Below are 17,077 nucleotides of genomic sequence, written 5' to 3'. Positions count from 1 at the left end.
ACTTCTGCCCCCACGGTATCTGCCCCTCATCGGGCGTGGTGCGCAGCTCATGATCGGTACGTACCACCATCCCGATCGCAAGTGCGGTAACAATCAGACTACTTCCGCCATAACTCATCAGCGGCAGGGTCAGCCCCTTGGTCGGCAGCAGCCCCATGTTCACGCCCATGTTGATAAAGGCCTGCACCCCAATCCACAGCGCAATGCCGTAACAGAGGTAGGCGGGAAAGCGGTGACCGCGCTGTTCGGCACGTGCTGCAATGGCAAAACTGCGCCAGACAAAGAATGCAAACAGCACCACCACCAGCGTCACGGTGACAAAGCCGAGCTCCTCACCGATCACGGCAAAGAGGAAATCGGTATGTGCCTCAGGCAGGTAGGAGAGTTTTTGCACACTGGCACCAAGCCCGACGCCAAACCACTCGCCGCGACCAATCGCCATCAGCGCCTGGGTGAGCTGGAAGCCGCTATTGAAGGGATCGGCCCAGGGGTTGAGGAAGGTGGTAATACGCTGCATACGGTAGGGGGATGAGACTGCCAGAATGACCATCGCCGCGAGCACCACTCCGAGCCACATGCCAAACAGCCAGAGGCGTACCCCACCGATGAAGAGCATACCGAGCGCTGCGGCCATCAACACCACCGTGGTTCCAAAATCGGGCTCCAGCAGCAGCAACAGTGCCGTAAAGCTCAACACACCCATCGGCACAAAGAAGCCCTTGGCGGTGTTACGTACATCGTGGCCACGGCGCACCAGATAACCGGCCAGATAGATAATCACAAACAGCTTCGCCAGTTCGGAGACCTGCATATTGATCACACCGAGTGGTAGCCAACGCACCGCACCATTGACCTCGCGACCAACACCGGGGATCAATACCACCATCAGCAACAGCAGCGCACCGACCAGCAGCGCCATGCTGGCACGTTCCCACTGCACCATCGGTGTCTTCACCACCAGGTAGCCGCTAAGCAGCGCAACTATCATGTAAACACTCTGACGGAAGAGAAAATGGAACGGCGTATCGTAGAATCGGTCGGCATAGGCGATTGAGGCAGAACCGACCATCACCAGACCGAGCGCGGCCAGTGTGAAGACGGTACCGAGCAGCCAGAAGTCATACTCGGCCGGCTTGCGTTTAACCGCCGCGCGTGAGGCCTGACCCGCTGTAGCTGCAACCGCACTCATGCGAGCAACCTCCCAACCGCCTCAACGAAACGCTCACCGCGCTCTTCATAATTTCGGAACATATCGAAGCTGGCGCAGGCGGGCGAGAAGAGTACCGCATCGCCCGACTTGGCCAGGGCGGCGGCTTTTGCCACCGCCTCATCAAGATCAGCCGCATGGACCACGTCAGTGGCGCCATTGACTGCTGACTCGATCAACGATGCATCTCGACCGAAGAGCACGACGGCACGCCCCTTATCCGCTAGCGCCTCACGCAGTGGTGCAAAATCGGCACCCTTGCCCTCACCCCCGGCAATCAGAACCACTGGGGCTGCAATACCTTCAATCGCGGCGATTGTCGCACCAACGTTGGTCCCCTTCGAATCGTTGAACCAGCGCACACCCTCCGCCTCGGCCACCCACTGACAACGATGCGGCAGACCGGTGAAGTGGCGTGCCGCTTCAACCATCGGCTCGAGCGCTAGACCTGCCGCCGAACCAAGCGCCATTGCCGCCAGCACATTGGCGCAGTTGTGGCTGCCGACCATGCGCAGTTCAGCGGCGGCCATCAGGCGCTGATCGCCATAACAGAGCCACTGCTCACCCCCCGCCTCGAGCAAACCATATTCACCGCTTTTGGGTGGCTTGAGAGTGAAGCAGACGACATTCTCCTCCCCCCTGACCATGTCAGTGACCGCCATATCGTCACAATTGACCACGCAGACAGCGGTGTTGTGAAAAATGCGACGCTTGGCCGATATATAGGCCTCCAGATCGTTATAACGATCCATATGGTCGGCCGAGATATTGAGCACCGCGGCAGACTCGCACTGTAGCGTGTTTGTTGTTTCAAGCTGGAAGCTGGAGAGCTCCAGTACATAGAGATCGGGGGCCTGCTCCTGCAACAGATCGAGCGCCGGGGTGCCGTAGTTACCACCCAGCCTCACCTCGCGCCCGGCCGCCTCAACCATCGCACCGACCAACGCGGTCACAGTGCTCTTACCGTTGGAGCCGGTAATGGCAACCACCGGCGCATCGGCGTAGCGAGCAAAGAGTTCGATATCGCCCATCACCTCGGCACCACGCATCATCGCCTCAGAGAGCGGTAGCTGACGTAGATCAACGCCAGGACTGACAATAATGCGTTCGGCCGTGGCGAAAAGCTGTTCAGAGAATTCACCTGTGAAGAGGGCCACATCGGGCAGTTGCTCACGCAGCTCATCGAGCATCGGTGGGGTCTCGCGGCTGTCGGTCACTGCGACCGACTCGCCACGCGCCGCAAGGAAGCGCGCAACCGACAGCCCGGTTTTACCCAGACCGACGACCAGCGTCCGCTCCTCATGCCCCGTTGTCATCTGCTCTTCCATCAATGTTTCAGCCGTCAACATCTCTCTTTATCGAATCTTCAGTGCTGCCAGTCCGATCAGCACCAGAATGACCGTAATAATCCAGAAACGGACCACGACCCGTGTCTCCGGCCACCCCTTCTCTTCGAAGTGGTGGTGCAGCGGCGCCATGCGGAAGATGCGCCGACCGGTCAATTTGAATGAGGTAACCTGCAGGATCACTGAGACGGTCTCGACCACGAACACACCGCCCATGATGAACAGCACCAGCTCCTGACGAACCAGTACCGCCAGCAGACCGAGCGCGGCACCGAGTGCCAGCGCACCGACATCACCCATGAAGACCTGCGCGGGATAGGCGTTGAACCAGAGAAAACCGAGTCCGGCACCGACCATCGCGCCACAGAAGACCACCACTTCACCGACCCCACGCACATAGGGCAGACCGAGGTAGCCAGAGAAATTGGCGTGACCGGTAACGTAGGCGTAGATCGCCAGTGCACCGGCCACCATGACCGTTGGCAGAATCGCCAGCCCATCGAGGCCATCGGTCAGGTTGACCGCGTTGCTGGTACCGACGATGACAAAGTAGGTCAGTACCACAAAGCCGACACCCAGCTCGATCGTGACACTCTTAACAAAGGGCAGGATCAACTGCGTCTCAACCGGTGAAGCGGTTTTATAGAGATAGATCGCCACACCGAGCGCCACCACCGATTGCCAGAAATATTTCGCTTTCGCCGAGAGCCCCTTGGGATTGCGCTCCACCACCTTGCGGTAGTCATCTACCCAACCGATCGCACCAAAGGCGATGGTGACCAGCAGCACGGTCCAGACGTAACGGTTACTCAGGTCTGCCCAGAGCAGGGTTGAGAGGGCGATGGCGACGATAATCAGTGCCCCACCCATGGTCGGAGTACCCGCCTTGGCGAGATGGCTCTGTGGCCCATCGTCACGGATCGCCTGACCGATCTGGTGATAGCTGAGCTTACGGATCATCGTTGGGCCGATTACAAATGCAATCACCAGCGCCGTCAGCACCCCGAGAATGGCACGCAGGGTCAGGTACTGGAATACATTAAATCCACTATGGAATTGCGCCAGATAGTTTGCTAATTCAAGCAACATCGTTAATGTCCCGCTCCACTCGTCTCATCAATACTCAAACCTTCAACCACCTGCTCCATTCGGGCGGAGCGCGACCCTTTCACCAACAGCGTCACATCGGCAGCAAGCTGATCTCGCAACGCCTCGATCAGCGCTTCTTTCGACTCAAAGTGAAAAGCCTCAGCACCAAACGCCTCAACCGCCGCCGCGGAGAGCTCACCGACCGCGTAGAGACGATCGATACCAAGCGCCTTTGCCTGAACGCCCACCTCGGCATGCAGTGCCGCTGCATCGTCACCCAGCTCTGCCATATCACCCATCACCAGCCAGCGATGTCCGCCGATACCAGACAACACCTCGACACCCGCCTTAAGCGAAGTAGGGTTGGCGTTGTAGCTGTCATCGATCAGCTGTGCACCAGCATGCGCAGCCCTCAGCTGCAGACGCCCCTTTGGCCCCGTCATCGCAGCCAGTCCACGACACACCTGATCAAGATTGGCACCAGCGGCGAGTGCTGCGGCTGTAGCCGCCAGCGCATTCATTACATTGTGACGACCGGGCAACGGCAGATTTATCGCGGCGCTACCAATCGGGGTATTGAGTTCGAAACGCGTCGTAACAGCGCCACCAGCCACAGCCATCTCGATATGACTAGCGGTCACATCAGCGGAGTGTTCAATACCAAACTGCAGCGTGCGATGACTACCCGCCAGCTCTCGCCAGCGCGGAGCAAAGCGATCATCGGCGTTGATCACCGCCACACCGTCACTACTGAGTCCCGAGAAGATCTCACCCTTCGCCTCGGCCACTCCCTCGAGCGAACCAAAACCTTCCAGGTGGGCATTTCCAGCATTGGTAATCAGCGCCACATTCGGCCTGGCGATCTCGGTCAGATAGGCAATCTCGCCGGCGTGGTTGGCACCCATCTCGATGACCGCTGCGGTCTGCTCATCCTCGAGCCGCAGCAGCGTCAATGGCATGCCGATATCGTTATTCAGGTTCCCCTCGGTGGCGAGCACCTCGCCGCCCACGCCGAGAATCGCCGCCAGCATCTCCTTCACCGTGGTCTTACCGTTGGAGCCGGTCACCGCAACCAGTGGCTGCTCGAACTGCTCGCGCTGCCAACCCGCCAGCTGCCCTAGTGCCACACGGGTATCCTCAACCACCAGCTGCGGTAGCGATGTCTCGCACTCACGGCTCACCAGCACGGCCACGGCGCCTGTCTGCGCCACCTGCGCGGCAAAGGCGTGACCATCAAAATTGGGGCCGCTCAGGGCGATAAAAAGTGCCCCCTGCGGCAGGGTTCGACTATCGGTTGAGACGGCAGCAATCGAGACATCTTCACCGATCATGCGGCCATCAAGCAGTGCTGTGAGCTGTTGCAGACTCATCGGCTTCACCCCCGCTCCCCGAGCAGACGCTCAACTTCGTTCCGATCACTGAAGGGGCGACGCTCATCACCGATCTGCTGATAGTTTTCATGCCCCTTACCAGCCACCAGCACGATGTCCTGCGGCTTGGCATGGAACAGGGCGAATGCGATCGCCTCACCACGATCGCGCTTGATATAGACACTGTCGGGGTTATCCATACCATTGAGGATCTCAATGACGATGCGCAGTGGATCCTCGCTACGCGGGTTGTCATCAGTCACCACCACGTAGTCAGCAAACTGTTCTGCAACGGCGCCCATCTCGAGACGTTTGCCACGATCTCGATCACCACCGCAACCAAATACCGCCCAGAGGCGACCGTCGCAGTGGTCGCGTAGCGCTGCCAGTGCCTGCTCCAGTGCATCGGGGGTATGGGCGTAGTCAACCACCACCAACGGTGAGTCCGCTACTGAGAAACGTTCCATACGTCCAGTGACGGTCGGGACCGAACCGATACGGCTGATCGCCTCACCAAAGGGAAGCCCTATCACCAACAGTGCGGCGAGCGCACCGAGCAGGTTACTGGCGTTGAAACGACCCAGCTGGTCGGTACGCAGTCGCACCTGCCCCCAGCTCGAATCGATATCGAAGCTCATCCCCTCGCCGCTCAGTTGCAGATTGCTACCAACCACATAACGATCACCGCTACGCGCCGCATCGGAGAAGCCGTAGCTAACCGACTCAAGTTCAGTCAAAGAGGTGAGCAGCTCACAGCCGTTCTCATCATCACCATTGATCACCGCAGCACGCAGCCCCGGCATAGCGAAGAGGCGACGCTTGGCGGCTGCATAGTTCGACATATCGCCGTGGTAGTCGAGATGATCGCGACTGAGGTTGGTCCAGAGCGCCAGATCAAACTCAACACCGTTGACCCGCCCCTGCTCCAGCGCGTGAGAGGAGACCTCCATCGCCACCTGATCGATGCCACTATCGCGCATCTCAGCCAGCAGGCGCTGCAGAGAGATCGCATCGGGAGTGGTATGGGTCGCCTCAGAGAGGCTACCGACACGACCGTTACCGAGCGTGCCGATGACACCACAGGGCGATGCATCGCTATCGAGCCCTGCTGCCACGTAGTGAGCCGTTGAACTCTTGCCATTGGTGCCGGTAATACCGGTCACCACCATGCCGTGGCTGGGGTGACCGTAGAAGCGTGCCGCAATCTCACCAAGGCGCTGGCTCAGGCCTTCAACGGCTATCACCGTCGTGGGTAGCGCGCTCAGCGCCTCACCATCGATTCCTTCAGCAGGCTCCCAAAGAATCGCGACCGCACCGGCCGCATGGGCAGCAGCGGCGTGGTTAACACCATGTTCACGGCTGCCAGCACAGGCGCAGAAGAGCGTGCCCGACTCGACGGCACGACTGTCGAGCGCCAGCGCGCTGATCTCGACATCATCGGCCGCTGAGACAACCACAATCCCTTCAAGCAGCGAACCGAGCATCTGCCCGGTACGGATCTGTTCTGCCACCATCATGCGGGCCCCCTCTTCTCGGTAGAGGCGGAGGCGCGCACAGGCATATCATCGGGCGGCAGCCCCAGCAGCCTGAGCGCCCCACTCATCACCTTGGAGAAGACCGGTGCCGCAACGGCACCTCCGTAGTAGTCGCCGTTGCGCGGATCATTGACCATCACCACCATCACCAGCCGCGGCTCGCTAACCGGTGCCATACCGGTAAAGACCGAGTGGTAACGATCTTCGGCATAACCACCTGCAACCGCTTTATGCACCGTGCCGGTCTTGCCCGCGACACGGTAACCGACCACATGCGCCTTATATCCAGTCCCTTTACGGCTCACGACACCCTCGAGCATGTTACGAACCTGACGCGCTACCTGCGGGGTAATCACCTGCTCGCCCTCAGCTGGTTCACTGTTTTTCAACAGGGTCACCGGATACTGCGCCCCATCGGCAGCAAGCACTGAGTAGGCATGCGCCAGCTGCAGCGGCGTAACGGAGAGGCCGTAACCGTAGGAGTGGGTGGCGTGTTCAACCTTGCGCCAGCGATGGAAGTTACTCAGCACACCGGCCGACTCACCGGGGAAACCGCTTGCGGTCGACTCACCAAAACCGACCCTTGAGAGCATCGACCAGAGCTGCTCACTCTCCAGCTTCTGCGCAATTTTGCTGGCACCAACATTGCTCGATTTAACCAATACATCACCGATACTCAGCGCGCCGTAATCACGGAAATCACTGACGGTTTTACGTCCAATTCGGTAGTAACCCGGCGATGTATTGATCACGGTGCTCGGCTTGATCAACCGATTTTCCAGCGCACTGGCAACGGTAAAGGGCTTGATCGGCGAGCCGGGCTCAAAGACATCGGTCACGGCGCGATTACGCCGTGCGCTGCTCTTCTGACCGCTGCGACGATTGGGGTTGTATGAAGGCTGGTTGACCATCGCCAACACCTCGCCACTGCGCACGTCGAGCAACACCAGCGAACCCGAGGTCGCTTTGTGCTGTTTTACCGCCGCCTTCAGCTCACGGTAGGCAAGATACTGGATACGACGATCGATACTGAGCTGCAGCGGCTGACCAGGGCGCATAGCACGGATCAGCTCCACCTCTTCGATAATTCGACCACGACCATCGCGCACTACCCGCTTGGCACCCGGCTCACCTCGCAGCGACTCGTTGTAGGAGAGTTCTAGCCCCTCCTGACCGAGATCGTCGATGTTGGTCATACCAACCAGATGCGCGGTGACCTCACCGGCTGGGTAGTAGCGGTGAAACTCACGCTGCAGTGAGACCCCTGGCAGATCTAGCGCCATCACCTTGCGCGCCAGATCAGGGCGTACATGACGCTTCAGATAGACAAACTCACGTCCCTCGCGTTTGGCAAGCAGACGCTGCAACTTCTCAGTCTTCAGCCCTAGCAGACGCGCCAGCTGCGGCAGCTCGCCGCTTGCCAACATCAGCTCCTGCGGATTGGCCCACACCGAATCGACCGGGGTACTGATCGCCAGCGGCTCGCCGTTACGATCGGTAATCATGCCGCGATGGGCGGGGATCTCGACCACGCGTAGATGACGCGCATCGGCCTGATTCTGCAGGAATTCACGATCGAACAGCTCCAGTTGCGCGGCACGCCCCAACAGCGCCGCCATGCCAAGCAGAAACAGGCCGAGCGCCAAATAGCGCCGACCTTTAAAAATCTCTACTGACTGCTGCTCGCTCATGGGGTAACGATCACAACCTCGCTCGTATCGGGGATCTTCATCCCCAGCTTCTCTCTCGCTGCACGTTCAATTCTGCCGTGGGTAGACCAGGTGCTCTGCTCCAACTGCAGCTGCCCCCACTCGGTATCCATCACATCACGCTCACTCTGTAGTGAGCGCAGCTCGATAAAGAGCTTGCGCGTCTCATGTTTGGCGTAGACCACACCAATCGCCGAGACGAACAGCGCAGGAAGCAGAAAGGCCATCGCCATCAGCTGCCCACTCATGCCAACCGCTCCGCCACGCGCAGCACCGCACTGCGGGCGCGTGGATTTTCATCCACTTCATCCCGACTGGCGCGGATCGCCTTACCTAAGGACTTCATCTTTGCGTTGGTCTCGACATGCATGACCGGCAGATCGTGCGGCAATTGATCACCGCGCACCTGATCACGGATAAAACGTTTCACCAACCGATCCTCGAGGGAGTGGAAACTGATCACCGCCAGCCGCCCACCCGGCGCCAGAGCATCGACGCTCTGCGCCAGCACTGCCTCAACATCCTCGAGTTCACGATTGATATAGATCCGGATCGCCTGAAATGAGCGCGTCGCCGGGTGTTTATGTTTTTCCCAGGCCGGGTGAGCTGCCGCCACCACCTCAGCCAGCTGACGTGTCGTGGTCAGCGGTTTCTCATCACGCGCCTCAACGATCGCTCTGGCGATACGCTTGGCAAAACGCTCCTCGCCGTAGCGCTTCAGCACCTCGGCAATCTCCCGATCACCAGCACGCGCCAGCCAATCGGCAGCACTCTCACCGCTATCGGGATCCATGCGCATATCGAGCGGACCATCGTTGAGGAAACTGAAACCGCGGCGCGCGTCATCGAGTTGCGGCGAGGAGACACCGAGATCGAGCAGAATGCCGTCGACTCGACCACTCCAACCACGCGACTCAACAAACTCTCCCAACATCGCAAACGACCCCCGCTCGATCGAAAACCGACTATCACCGGCAAAGCGCTGCTCTGCCGCCGCTACCGCTTCGGGATCCTTGTCGATCGCCAGCAGGCGACCATCGGGTCCCAACACCTCCAAAATCGCTGCGGCGTGACCACCGCGACCGAAGGTTCCATCTATATAGATACCCCCACCATTGACCGATAGCGCCTCAAGCGATTCAGCCAATAGCACCGAGCGGTGCGCCACCTCGCTCTCGCCACTCAAAGCGAGAGAGATTCCAGGTCGGCTGGCAACGCCATATCGTCGCCATCATCCTCATCGAGCCAGCTGTTGCGGCGCTCACTCCAGCTCTGCTCATCCCAGAGCTCGAACTTCTTGCCCTGACCGATCAGCACGACCTTCTTATCCATTACGGCAAACTCACGCAGCGGCGGCGGCAGCAGCAGACGCCCCTGACCATCCATCTCACACTCGGTGGCATGCCCGATCAGCAGGCGCTGAACACGGCGCGCCTGGCGGTTAAAGCTTGGCAGCGCGTCGAGTTTGCGTTCGATCTCTTCCCAGACCGGCAACGGGTAGAGCAGCAGGCAGCGCTCATCGGTATCGATGGTGACCACCATTTGACCTGCGGAGAGATCACGAATGCGTTCGCGATAGCGGGTAGGCACCGCCATACGACCTTTTGCATCGAGATTGAGATTGTTAACTCCGCGAAACACGCTTCCCCCACTGTGGGTCTTATTTTTCCATTATTTTCCACTGGAACCCACTTTGTACCACTATAGGAGTCAGATTTTGCCTTTGCAACAAAGATTTTGCCTTTGCAACAAAATGGACCGGTAAAAACGGGATACTTACTTGTATGACAGTGACTTAGCGATGTTTTGTAGAAAATATTGGCAAAATCTCGCGAACGACTAAGAGAGTAAAATCATAGGCTTGCAAAAAGGTGTTAAGAACCCCTCTGAAAAGTAAAAATAGGAATAATATTTTTTGACTCCGAGGTGGGGAAAATTGCCGAGCCCCCTCACGAGCGGAGGGGGTTTGCGCAAAATTGGGTTGGGAGTCGGCCTGTAAGCCGGGTTCTGTCGTGAACAGTCATTCATCTGCGATGCGTGTCGCCACGCACCTGAAGCGACCTACCCGGGAGCAGCGTGGGCCACGCCTCAGCTCCCCTATTTGGTCTTGCTCCGGGTGGGGTTTACCTTGCCGCCGAGTGTTGCCACCGACGCGGTGCGCTCTTACCGCACCATTTCAACCTTACCTGTACTCCCGAAGGAGTCATCGGCGGTATCTTTTCTGCTGCACTTTCCGTCGACTCGCGCCGCCCAGGTGTTACCTGGCACCCTGCCCTATGGAGCCCGGACTTTCCTCCGCCCCCTAAGGGGCCGCGACTGTCCGGCCAACTCCCGCCGCATACCATACAGCCTGAAAAAAATTGTTCAATGCAGATCTATCCATCGCGCTCAGCCTGCAGCAGGTGCTGGTAGATCGCATTTTTCTTTTCACCACTGATCTTCGCCGCCAATGCCGCCGCCTGCTTCAGCGGCAGCTCGTCGCGCAGCAGCTGCGCGATTCGCAGCACCTCGTCATCAAGCCCCTGCGACTCTTTTTTGATTGCACCCTCAATCGCAACCACAAACTCACCACGCTGTTGATCACTATCGGCCTCAGCCCAGGCCAGCAGCTCGCCGAGCGTGGCGTGCTTAATGGTTTCAAAACGTTTGGTCAGTTCACGCGCCACCACCGCAGGCCGCTCTGCGCCCAATACCGCCACCATGTCGGCGAGTGAGTCGAGGATTCGATGCGGAGATTCATAGAAGGTAATGGTGCGCGACTCATCGCCGAGCAGCTCAAGACGGGCGCGGCGCGCGGCCGATTTAGCGGGCAGAAAGCCCTCAAAGCAGAAACGGTCAGTCGCCAGCCCACTGGCCGAGAGCGCGGTAATCAGCGCACTCACACCGGCAACCGGCACAACGCTGATACCCTGCCGATGCGCCTCACGCACCAGATGGTAACCGGGATCACTGATCAGCGGGGTACCGGCATCGGAGATCAACGCCACCGACTCACCCCCCAGCAGCATATCGATCAGCACACCACAGCGCTGACGCTCATTGTGCTCATGCAGGGCAAACATCGGCGTGGTTATCGCAAAATGCTTCAGCAGACCGCCGCTATGACGGGTATCCTCGGCAGCGATTCGATCGACCGTTTTCAGCACCTCGACGGCACGCGGTGTCATATCACCGAGATTGCCGATCGGTGTCGCTACTATATAGAGTCGACCATACTCAATTGACACCTTCCACGCCTCCCAAGATACTGGGCATCCGACGAGCAGCATGCTCCACCGGCTCAACCCTCAACGCGCGCCATCGTGCAACGGATAGTGAATAACTTGCAAGTGAAACGGCACCACCTAACCCGACTGGGAATCCTGACGCTCACCGCTCTACTGATCGGCTGCAGCACGACGAGTAGATACCTCGGTTATGGCGACTCACCGTCACGCACGCCCGTTCAGGTTGAGGATCGCAGCAAGACACTCGACGGCGCTCAGCAGTGGCTGGTGCTCTCGGCCCGCTCACCGACACCGCTCCGTCAGATCCAACTCAACGCTGCCGAATCGTTCCCGCGCGCAACATACAGCGACGATGCCAAGACCCACGCTCCGCATTATCCGATACCAGCAGCGTCACGGTTCCCTCACGGCTGCCGATAGTAACCTTGCAGTGGGCGAGCATCGCCAATCTCTCAAATGGGATCCCGCGAGTCCTTCGTTGTGCAGCCCCAAGATTCCCATCGCCGATGGAACTGCGCAGACGCTCGCACGGCGCTGCGTGGGCGGCCTCTACCTCTCCAGTCGCTGGCAGCAGAGTGCCGCCAAACGTGTGCCCTGGATTCGACCTACTGCTCGACCCTCGTGTTAACGACAACCATCGAGATCGCATGTTTGGCTCAGCCCTCAAGATACCTGCGATGATGAGGCGCTCCGCGCCGCCGAGTGAAGCCCCTCGTGCTCAATCGGCTGGAGGAGTGCTCGCCATCAGTCGCGCCTACCGTTTTCAGGCCAGCCAGATGGAGTCGGCACTCGCCAACTGGCAGGCGCGCTCCCGCGCCGCCGGCTCGCTGCAGCACCCGACATGCCTCGCCCGGCCCGCGCGAGGTCACGCCAACTGGCCCGCTACCCCACCGAGCAGCACCCATGCCGCTGCGCCAGCCTCGCGGTTCTCGGCTGCCCACTACGCCACTGAGCGGCAAACACGCCGCTGCGGGCCATGCCATTCGAGACGGTTTTCTCGCCGCGCACTACGCAGGCAAGGATGAGGGGCGTAACGGCGAGGTACGCATCTACGACACCATCGGCGGTGCCGAACAGGCCTACAATGCCGCCCTACGCGACGGTGCCCAGCTGGTGATTGGCCCTCTGCGCAAACAGGCGGTCACCGACATCGCCTCGATCGGCTCACTGCAGGTACCGGTTCTGGCCCTCAACCATGCGCTAAGCGATACCCCACGCAACCTCTACCAGTTTGGCCTCTCACCCGAGGATGAGATCGTACAGATCGCCGATCAGGCACTGATGGACGGCTATTCCAGTGCCATCGCCCTGGTACCAAACGGCGCCTGGGGTGATCGCCTGCTACAGACCCTGCAGAACCGCTGGGAGCAGTTCGGCGGTGAGATGTTAGAGGTTCAACGCTACACCTCCAGCGGCAGCGACTTCTCGGCACCGATCCGCGCCCTGCTCGATACCGATGCCAGCCAGTCGCGCAAGCGCGCACTCACCCGCATCATCGGCGGCAAGGTGAAGTTTGAGCCACGTCGTCGTCAGGATGCCGACATCATCTTCATGCTCGCCTTCCCACGTCAGGCGCGCCTGATCCGCCCTCAGCTCAAGTTCCACTACCTCGGCAAGATACCGATCTACGCCACCTCGCACGTCTATACCGGCCACCCCGACAAGGCGAAGGATCGTGACATGGACGGCATCCTCTTCTGCGACATGCCGTGGACGCTGGGCAAATCACAACAGCACAACCCTCTACGCCAGCAGCTGCAGACACTGTGGCCGAAGCAGATGAAACGCTCGGCACGTCTCTACGCACTCGGCATCGACGCCTACAACCTCGCCCCGGCACTCAATGTACTGGCGAACCGCCCCGGTACCCGCGTTGAGGGTGAGAGCGGCACCCTCTATCTCGATGAGCAGCACAACATCCGCCGCATCCTGCGCTGGGCCAGCTTTGTGCGGGGCGAACCGCGACCCCTGGTACAGGCCGCCGCTGGGGTGAAGACACCGAGCGGCGCGCAAGCCGACGAGCAGTAGTTAAAACCGGGCATGGACGCACGAAAAAAAAGAGGCATTGAGGCCGAACAGGCCGCCTGCAAACATCTCGAGCAGGCTGGTTTAAAGTGCATCGCTCGCAACTACCACTGCCGACGGGGGGAGATCGACCTGATCATGCTCGATCGCAAACAACTGGTGTTTGTCGAGGTTCGCTACCGAAGCAATCCACACTTTGGCAGCGGCGCCGAGAGCGTCACCAGAGCCAAACAGCAGAAGCTAATCGCCACCGCCAGCCACTACCTGCAGCAGCAACCACACCATGGCGCCAGTCGCTTCGATGTAGTCTCACTCTCACCCCATCAGAACGGCTTCGAGATCAACTGGATTCAAGACGCATTCCAGGCATAATGGGCGGTTAGCAAGGCCATCAACAGCGAAGCGAATAATGGATCAGATCAGCCAAATCGAACAACACTTCAGCGAGAGCATCGAGGCGAAACAGCGCACCATGGAGATGATCGCGCCGAATATTGCTCACGCCGCTGGGGTGATCACCCAGGCGCTGCTCTCGGGCCACAAGATCCTCTGCTGCGGCAATGGCGGCTCGGCTGCCGACGCACAGCACTTCGCCTCAGAGATGCTCAACCGCTTTGAGCGCGAGCGCCCCGGACTGCCAGCTCTGAGCCTCAGTACCGACAGCTCCACGCTCACCTCGATTGGCAACGACTACGACTACAACGAGATCTTCGCTAAACCACTGCGTGCGCTGGGCCAGGCGGGTGACATCCTGCTGGCGATCTCCACCAGCGGCCACTCAGCCAACGTGCTGGCCGCCATTGAGGCCGCGCACAACCGCGAGATGATTGTCATCGCGCTGACCGGACATGACGGCGGCACACTGCCGGCACTTCTCGCCGAAGAGGATGTCGAACTGCGTGTCGTCGCACAACGAACCGCCCGCATCCAGGAGGTCCACATCTTGATCATCCACTGTCTGTGCGACCTGATTGACCGCCAACTGCTGGGCAACGAGGAGTAATAGATGCACCTGAAGAGATTCGCTTCGCTACTACTGATTGGTAGCGCCACCCTGCTCGGCGGCTGCGCCGAAATGGTTGTTGGTGGCGCCGCCACCGGTGTTGCCGTCGTCCACGATCGTCGCACCACTGGCACCGTCGTTGAGGATCAGTCGATCGAACTCAAGGCGCTACGCGCCCTGCTCGCCGACAAATCACTCTCCAGCCAGAGTCACGTCAACTTCACCAGCTACAACATGATGCTGCTGATAACGGGTGAGACCCCCAACGAATCGATGCGCGGCCGCCTCGACCAGCTAGCACGCAAGATCCCCAAGGTCCGCCGTGTCCACAACGAGGTGGCAATTGCCGCCCCTAGCTCCCTGATGACCCGCAGCAGCGATGCCCTCATCACCACACGCGTTAAGGCGGGCATGCTGCAGGTCAAACATATCGACGGCTTCGATCCAACCCGCGTTAAGGTCGTCACTGAGAATGGCACAGTCTTTCTGATGGGCCTCGTTTCACGTCGAGAAGCCGATGCAGGCACCGAAGTGGCACGTCGCACCGGTGGCGTACAGCGCGTGGTCAAACTCTTTGAGTACCTCGATTGACCCACAGCGGCACAGCACTTCCAGAGAAGTTTCTAAGCGCGATTAAAGCTGCAGTCGGTCAGCAAAACGTCGTCACCAAGGCGGCCGACTGCTGGCCCTACGGCTACGATAATAGCCGTCGCCATCAGCTCCCCGCAGCGGTTATCTTTGCTACCAGCGAAGAGCAGGTCAGCTCCGTCATATCGGCATGCAACCAATTTCAGATCTCGCTGGTTGCTCGTGGTCGTGGCAGCGGTACCACGGGTGCCGCAACCGCTATCGATGGTGGCGTGGTGATATCGCTCGAGCGCATGGAACAGATCATCAAGGTCGACCCCGACAATCGATTGATGGTGGTTCAACCCGGCGTTACCAACCAGGCGGTACAGGAGGCTGCAGCGGTACACGGCTTCTTCTGGCCACCCGATCCGACCAGCTCCGCCTTCTGTACCGTTGGCGGCAACCTCGCTTACAACTCTGCCGGACCCCGCGCGGTCAAATACGGGACTCCCCGCGATAACACCCTGGGACTGCGCGCCATCACTGCTAGCGGCAAGTCGATTAAGACTGGCGTCTCCACCAGCAAAGGGGTGGTCGGCTACGATCTGACCCGCCTGCTGATTGGCTCCGAAGGTACCCTGGCGGTGATTACCGAGGCGACGCTCAAGCTAACACCGCTGGCCGAATCGAAACGCACCCTGCGCGCCATCTATCGCGACGTAGAGTGTGCCGCACGTGCCGTAGCGCGCATCATGGCTCAGCCCACCACCCCCTGTGCACTCGAGTTCATTGACGGCGCCGCGATCGAGATGATTCGCAGTTACTCCAATGCCGAACTACCCGACCACGCGGGTGCGCTGTTGATGATCGAGGTCGATGGTAGTGAGAGCTACCTGCAGCATGCTGTAGAGGCCATCATCGAAGCCGCCAGCGTCGAAGGAGTAGTAGAGATCCATGCCGCACGCGACAGCAATGAAGTCGCCGCACTCTGGGCCACGCGCAAGGCGCTTTCTCCAGCACTGCGCAAGGTGGCGCCAAAGAAGATCAACGAGGATGTAGTGGTGCCGGTTTCACAATTACCGGCCCTGATCACCGGTATCGAGACACTGGCTGAACGTCACCAGATCACCATTATCAACTTCGGTCATGCTGGCAACGGCAACATCCATGTCAATCTACTCATCAATCCCGACGACCCAGAACAGGTAGCTCGGGCCGAACAGTGTCTGAGTGAGCTATTCGATCTGGTGCTCTCACTCGATGGCACACTATCCGGTGAACACGGCGTCGGTCTGGAGAAGCGTGACTTTATCGACCGAGAAGTGGATACCAACAGCCTGGCACTCATGCATCAGATCAAACAGACGTTCGATCCAAATAACATCCTCAACCCAGGCAAGACGATCCCACCACTCTCCGACTCATCGGGTGCTTCAGACAGCGGCGAGTAGCCTGCGGTAACGCTCAGCATCGTCAACACTGAAACAGCAGGCAATAATCGACTCGAACTGCGTCGTGAAATCACGCATCACCGCAACGGCCACCTCAGCGGCCGCCTGCTTCGGATAACCGTAGACACCCGTACTGATGGATGGAAAGGCGATCGTTGTTAATCCCTGCCTAAGCGCTAGCTTGAATGAGTTTTGATAGCAGGAGGCCAACAACGCCTGCTCACCCGCACCGCCTCCGCGCCAAACCGGTCCAACCGTGTGGATCACATAACGCGCCGGCAGATCGAAGCCGGGGGTAAGCTTCGCCTCACCCGTCGCACAGCCACCCAGTAGGCGACACACTTCAAGCAGCTGCGGGCCTGCGGCACGGTGAATTGCTCCATCCACACCACCACCGCCCAACAAGCCACTATTGGCGGCGTTCACAATCACATCGACCCTAAGTTGGGTAATGTCGCCCTGAACGACTTCAATCATCGAGTAAGCTCCTCACCGAATTATGGCCAAGTATAGCCATTGCAAGAAACCATATAGAAAGCGAACAG

Annotated in this window: 16 protein-coding genes, 1 other RNA gene and 1 pseudogene; 6 read left to right on the top strand and 12 right to left on the bottom strand. The window is 59.4% G+C overall.

Annotated features, from left to right (window positions below):
• Positions 1–3: 3 nt before the first annotated feature.
• From ftsW to rsmI, 11 genes and pseudogenes are all read right to left on the bottom strand, one after another.
• Positions 4–1,189 (bottom strand): annotated as a pseudogene (gene ftsW / locus HUE57_RS07795) (putative lipid II flippase FtsW); the annotation flags it as partial.
• The gene (murD, locus tag HUE57_RS07790; protein ID WP_236725612.1) at positions 1,186–2,556 is read right to left on the bottom strand and encodes a UDP-N-acetylmuramoyl-L-alanine--D-glutamate ligase; all 1,371 of its coding nucleotides are present in this window, start codon (positions 2,554–2,556) and stop codon (positions 1,186–1,188) included. The pseudogene ftsW and the gene murD, both read right to left, overlap by 4 nt.
• A 6-nt stretch (positions 2,557–2,562) precedes the next feature.
• Positions 2,563–3,642: a phospho-N-acetylmuramoyl-pentapeptide-transferase gene (gene mraY, locus HUE57_RS07785; RefSeq protein WP_078482473.1), complete on the bottom strand. Its 1,080-nt coding sequence runs from the start codon at positions 3,640–3,642 to the stop codon at positions 2,563–2,565.
• Positions 3,643–3,644: 2 nt separating this feature from the next.
• The gene (locus tag HUE57_RS07780; RefSeq protein ID WP_078482501.1) at positions 3,645–5,012 is read right to left on the bottom strand and encodes a UDP-N-acetylmuramoyl-tripeptide--D-alanyl-D-alanine ligase; all 1,368 of its coding nucleotides are present in this window, start codon (positions 5,010–5,012) and stop codon (positions 3,645–3,647) included.
• 5 nt (positions 5,013–5,017) lie between these two features.
• The gene (locus HUE57_RS07775; RefSeq protein WP_078482474.1) at positions 5,018–6,529 is read right to left on the bottom strand and encodes a UDP-N-acetylmuramoyl-L-alanyl-D-glutamate--2,6-diaminopimelate ligase; all 1,512 of its coding nucleotides are present in this window, start codon (positions 6,527–6,529) and stop codon (positions 5,018–5,020) included.
• Complete coding sequence (locus tag HUE57_RS07770) at positions 6,526–8,238, bottom strand: peptidoglycan D,D-transpeptidase FtsI family protein (protein ID WP_078482475.1); 1,713 nt, start codon at positions 8,236–8,238, stop codon at positions 6,526–6,528. Before HUE57_RS07770 ends, HUE57_RS07775 begins: the two co-directional genes overlap by 4 nt.
• Positions 8,235–8,504: a cell division protein FtsL gene (gene ftsL / locus HUE57_RS07765; RefSeq protein WP_078482476.1), complete on the bottom strand. Its 270-nt coding sequence runs from the start codon at positions 8,502–8,504 to the stop codon at positions 8,235–8,237. The genes HUE57_RS07770 and ftsL overlap by 4 nt, the downstream gene beginning before the upstream one ends.
• Positions 8,501–9,442: a 16S rRNA (cytosine(1402)-N(4))-methyltransferase RsmH gene (rsmH, locus tag HUE57_RS07760; RefSeq protein ID WP_078482477.1), complete on the bottom strand. Its 942-nt coding sequence runs from the start codon at positions 9,440–9,442 to the stop codon at positions 8,501–8,503. Before rsmH ends, ftsL begins: the two co-directional genes overlap by 4 nt.
• Positions 9,439–9,897, bottom strand: coding sequence for a division/cell wall cluster transcriptional repressor MraZ (gene mraZ, locus HUE57_RS07755; RefSeq protein WP_078482478.1), 459 nt, complete (start codon positions 9,895–9,897; stop codon positions 9,439–9,441). Before mraZ ends, rsmH begins: the two co-directional genes overlap by 4 nt.
• 339 nt (positions 9,898–10,236) lie before the next feature.
• An RNA gene (rnpB, locus tag HUE57_RS07750) (RNase P RNA component class A) lies at positions 10,237–10,588 on the bottom strand.
• A gap of 43 nt (positions 10,589–10,631) precedes the next feature.
• Positions 10,632–11,525 (bottom strand): 16S rRNA (cytidine(1402)-2'-O)-methyltransferase, encoded by an 894-nt coding sequence (gene rsmI, locus HUE57_RS07745; protein WP_078482479.1) that lies wholly within the window; start codon positions 11,523–11,525, stop codon positions 10,632–10,634.
• Between the two features lie 60 nt (positions 11,526–11,585).
• Between rsmI and HUE57_RS07740 the strand changes: the two genes are divergently transcribed.
• The 6 genes from HUE57_RS07740 to HUE57_RS07715 all read left to right on the top strand — a co-directional run bounded on the left by HUE57_RS07740 (position 11,586) and on the right by HUE57_RS07715 (position 16,532).
• The gene (locus HUE57_RS07740) at positions 11,586–11,903 is read left to right on the top strand and encodes a hypothetical protein (protein WP_174672985.1); all 318 of its coding nucleotides are present in this window, start codon (positions 11,586–11,588) and stop codon (positions 11,901–11,903) included.
• 483 nt (positions 11,904–12,386) lie between these two features.
• Positions 12,387–13,511, top strand: a complete 1,125-nt coding sequence (locus HUE57_RS07735) for a penicillin-binding protein activator (protein ID WP_174672984.1) — start codon at positions 12,387–12,389, stop codon at positions 13,509–13,511.
• A gap of 12 nt (positions 13,512–13,523) precedes the next feature.
• Positions 13,524–13,880, top strand: a complete 357-nt coding sequence (locus HUE57_RS07730) for a YraN family protein (protein WP_078482481.1) — start codon at positions 13,524–13,526, stop codon at positions 13,878–13,880.
• Positions 13,881–13,917: 37 nt separating this feature from the next.
• Positions 13,918–14,511 (top strand): phosphoheptose isomerase, encoded by a 594-nt coding sequence (locus HUE57_RS07725; protein WP_078482482.1) that lies wholly within the window; start codon positions 13,918–13,920, stop codon positions 14,509–14,511.
• Between the two features lie 3 nt (positions 14,512–14,514).
• The gene (locus HUE57_RS07720; RefSeq protein ID WP_078482483.1) at positions 14,515–15,102 is read left to right on the top strand and encodes a BON domain-containing protein; all 588 of its coding nucleotides are present in this window, start codon (positions 14,515–14,517) and stop codon (positions 15,100–15,102) included.
• Positions 15,099–16,532 (top strand): FAD-binding oxidoreductase, encoded by a 1,434-nt coding sequence (locus tag HUE57_RS07715; RefSeq protein ID WP_078482484.1) that lies wholly within the window; start codon positions 15,099–15,101, stop codon positions 16,530–16,532. The genes HUE57_RS07720 and HUE57_RS07715 overlap by 4 nt, the downstream gene beginning before the upstream one ends.
• On the opposite strand, the gene HUE57_RS07710 is transcribed toward HUE57_RS07715, so the two are convergent.
• A complete protein-coding gene (locus HUE57_RS07710) occupies positions 16,515–17,009 on the bottom strand; it encodes an O-acetyl-ADP-ribose deacetylase (protein ID WP_078482485.1) in 495 nt (164 codons plus the stop codon). The two genes, HUE57_RS07715 and HUE57_RS07710, sit on opposite strands and share 18 nt — an antisense overlap.
• Between the last annotated feature and the right edge of the window lie 68 nt (positions 17,010–17,077).

This window comes from Candidatus Reidiella endopervernicosa, assembly GCF_013343005.1.
In the GTDB taxonomy this organism is placed as follows: domain Bacteria; phylum Pseudomonadota; class Gammaproteobacteria.
This window is presented reverse-complemented; position numbering and strand designations above follow the sequence as displayed.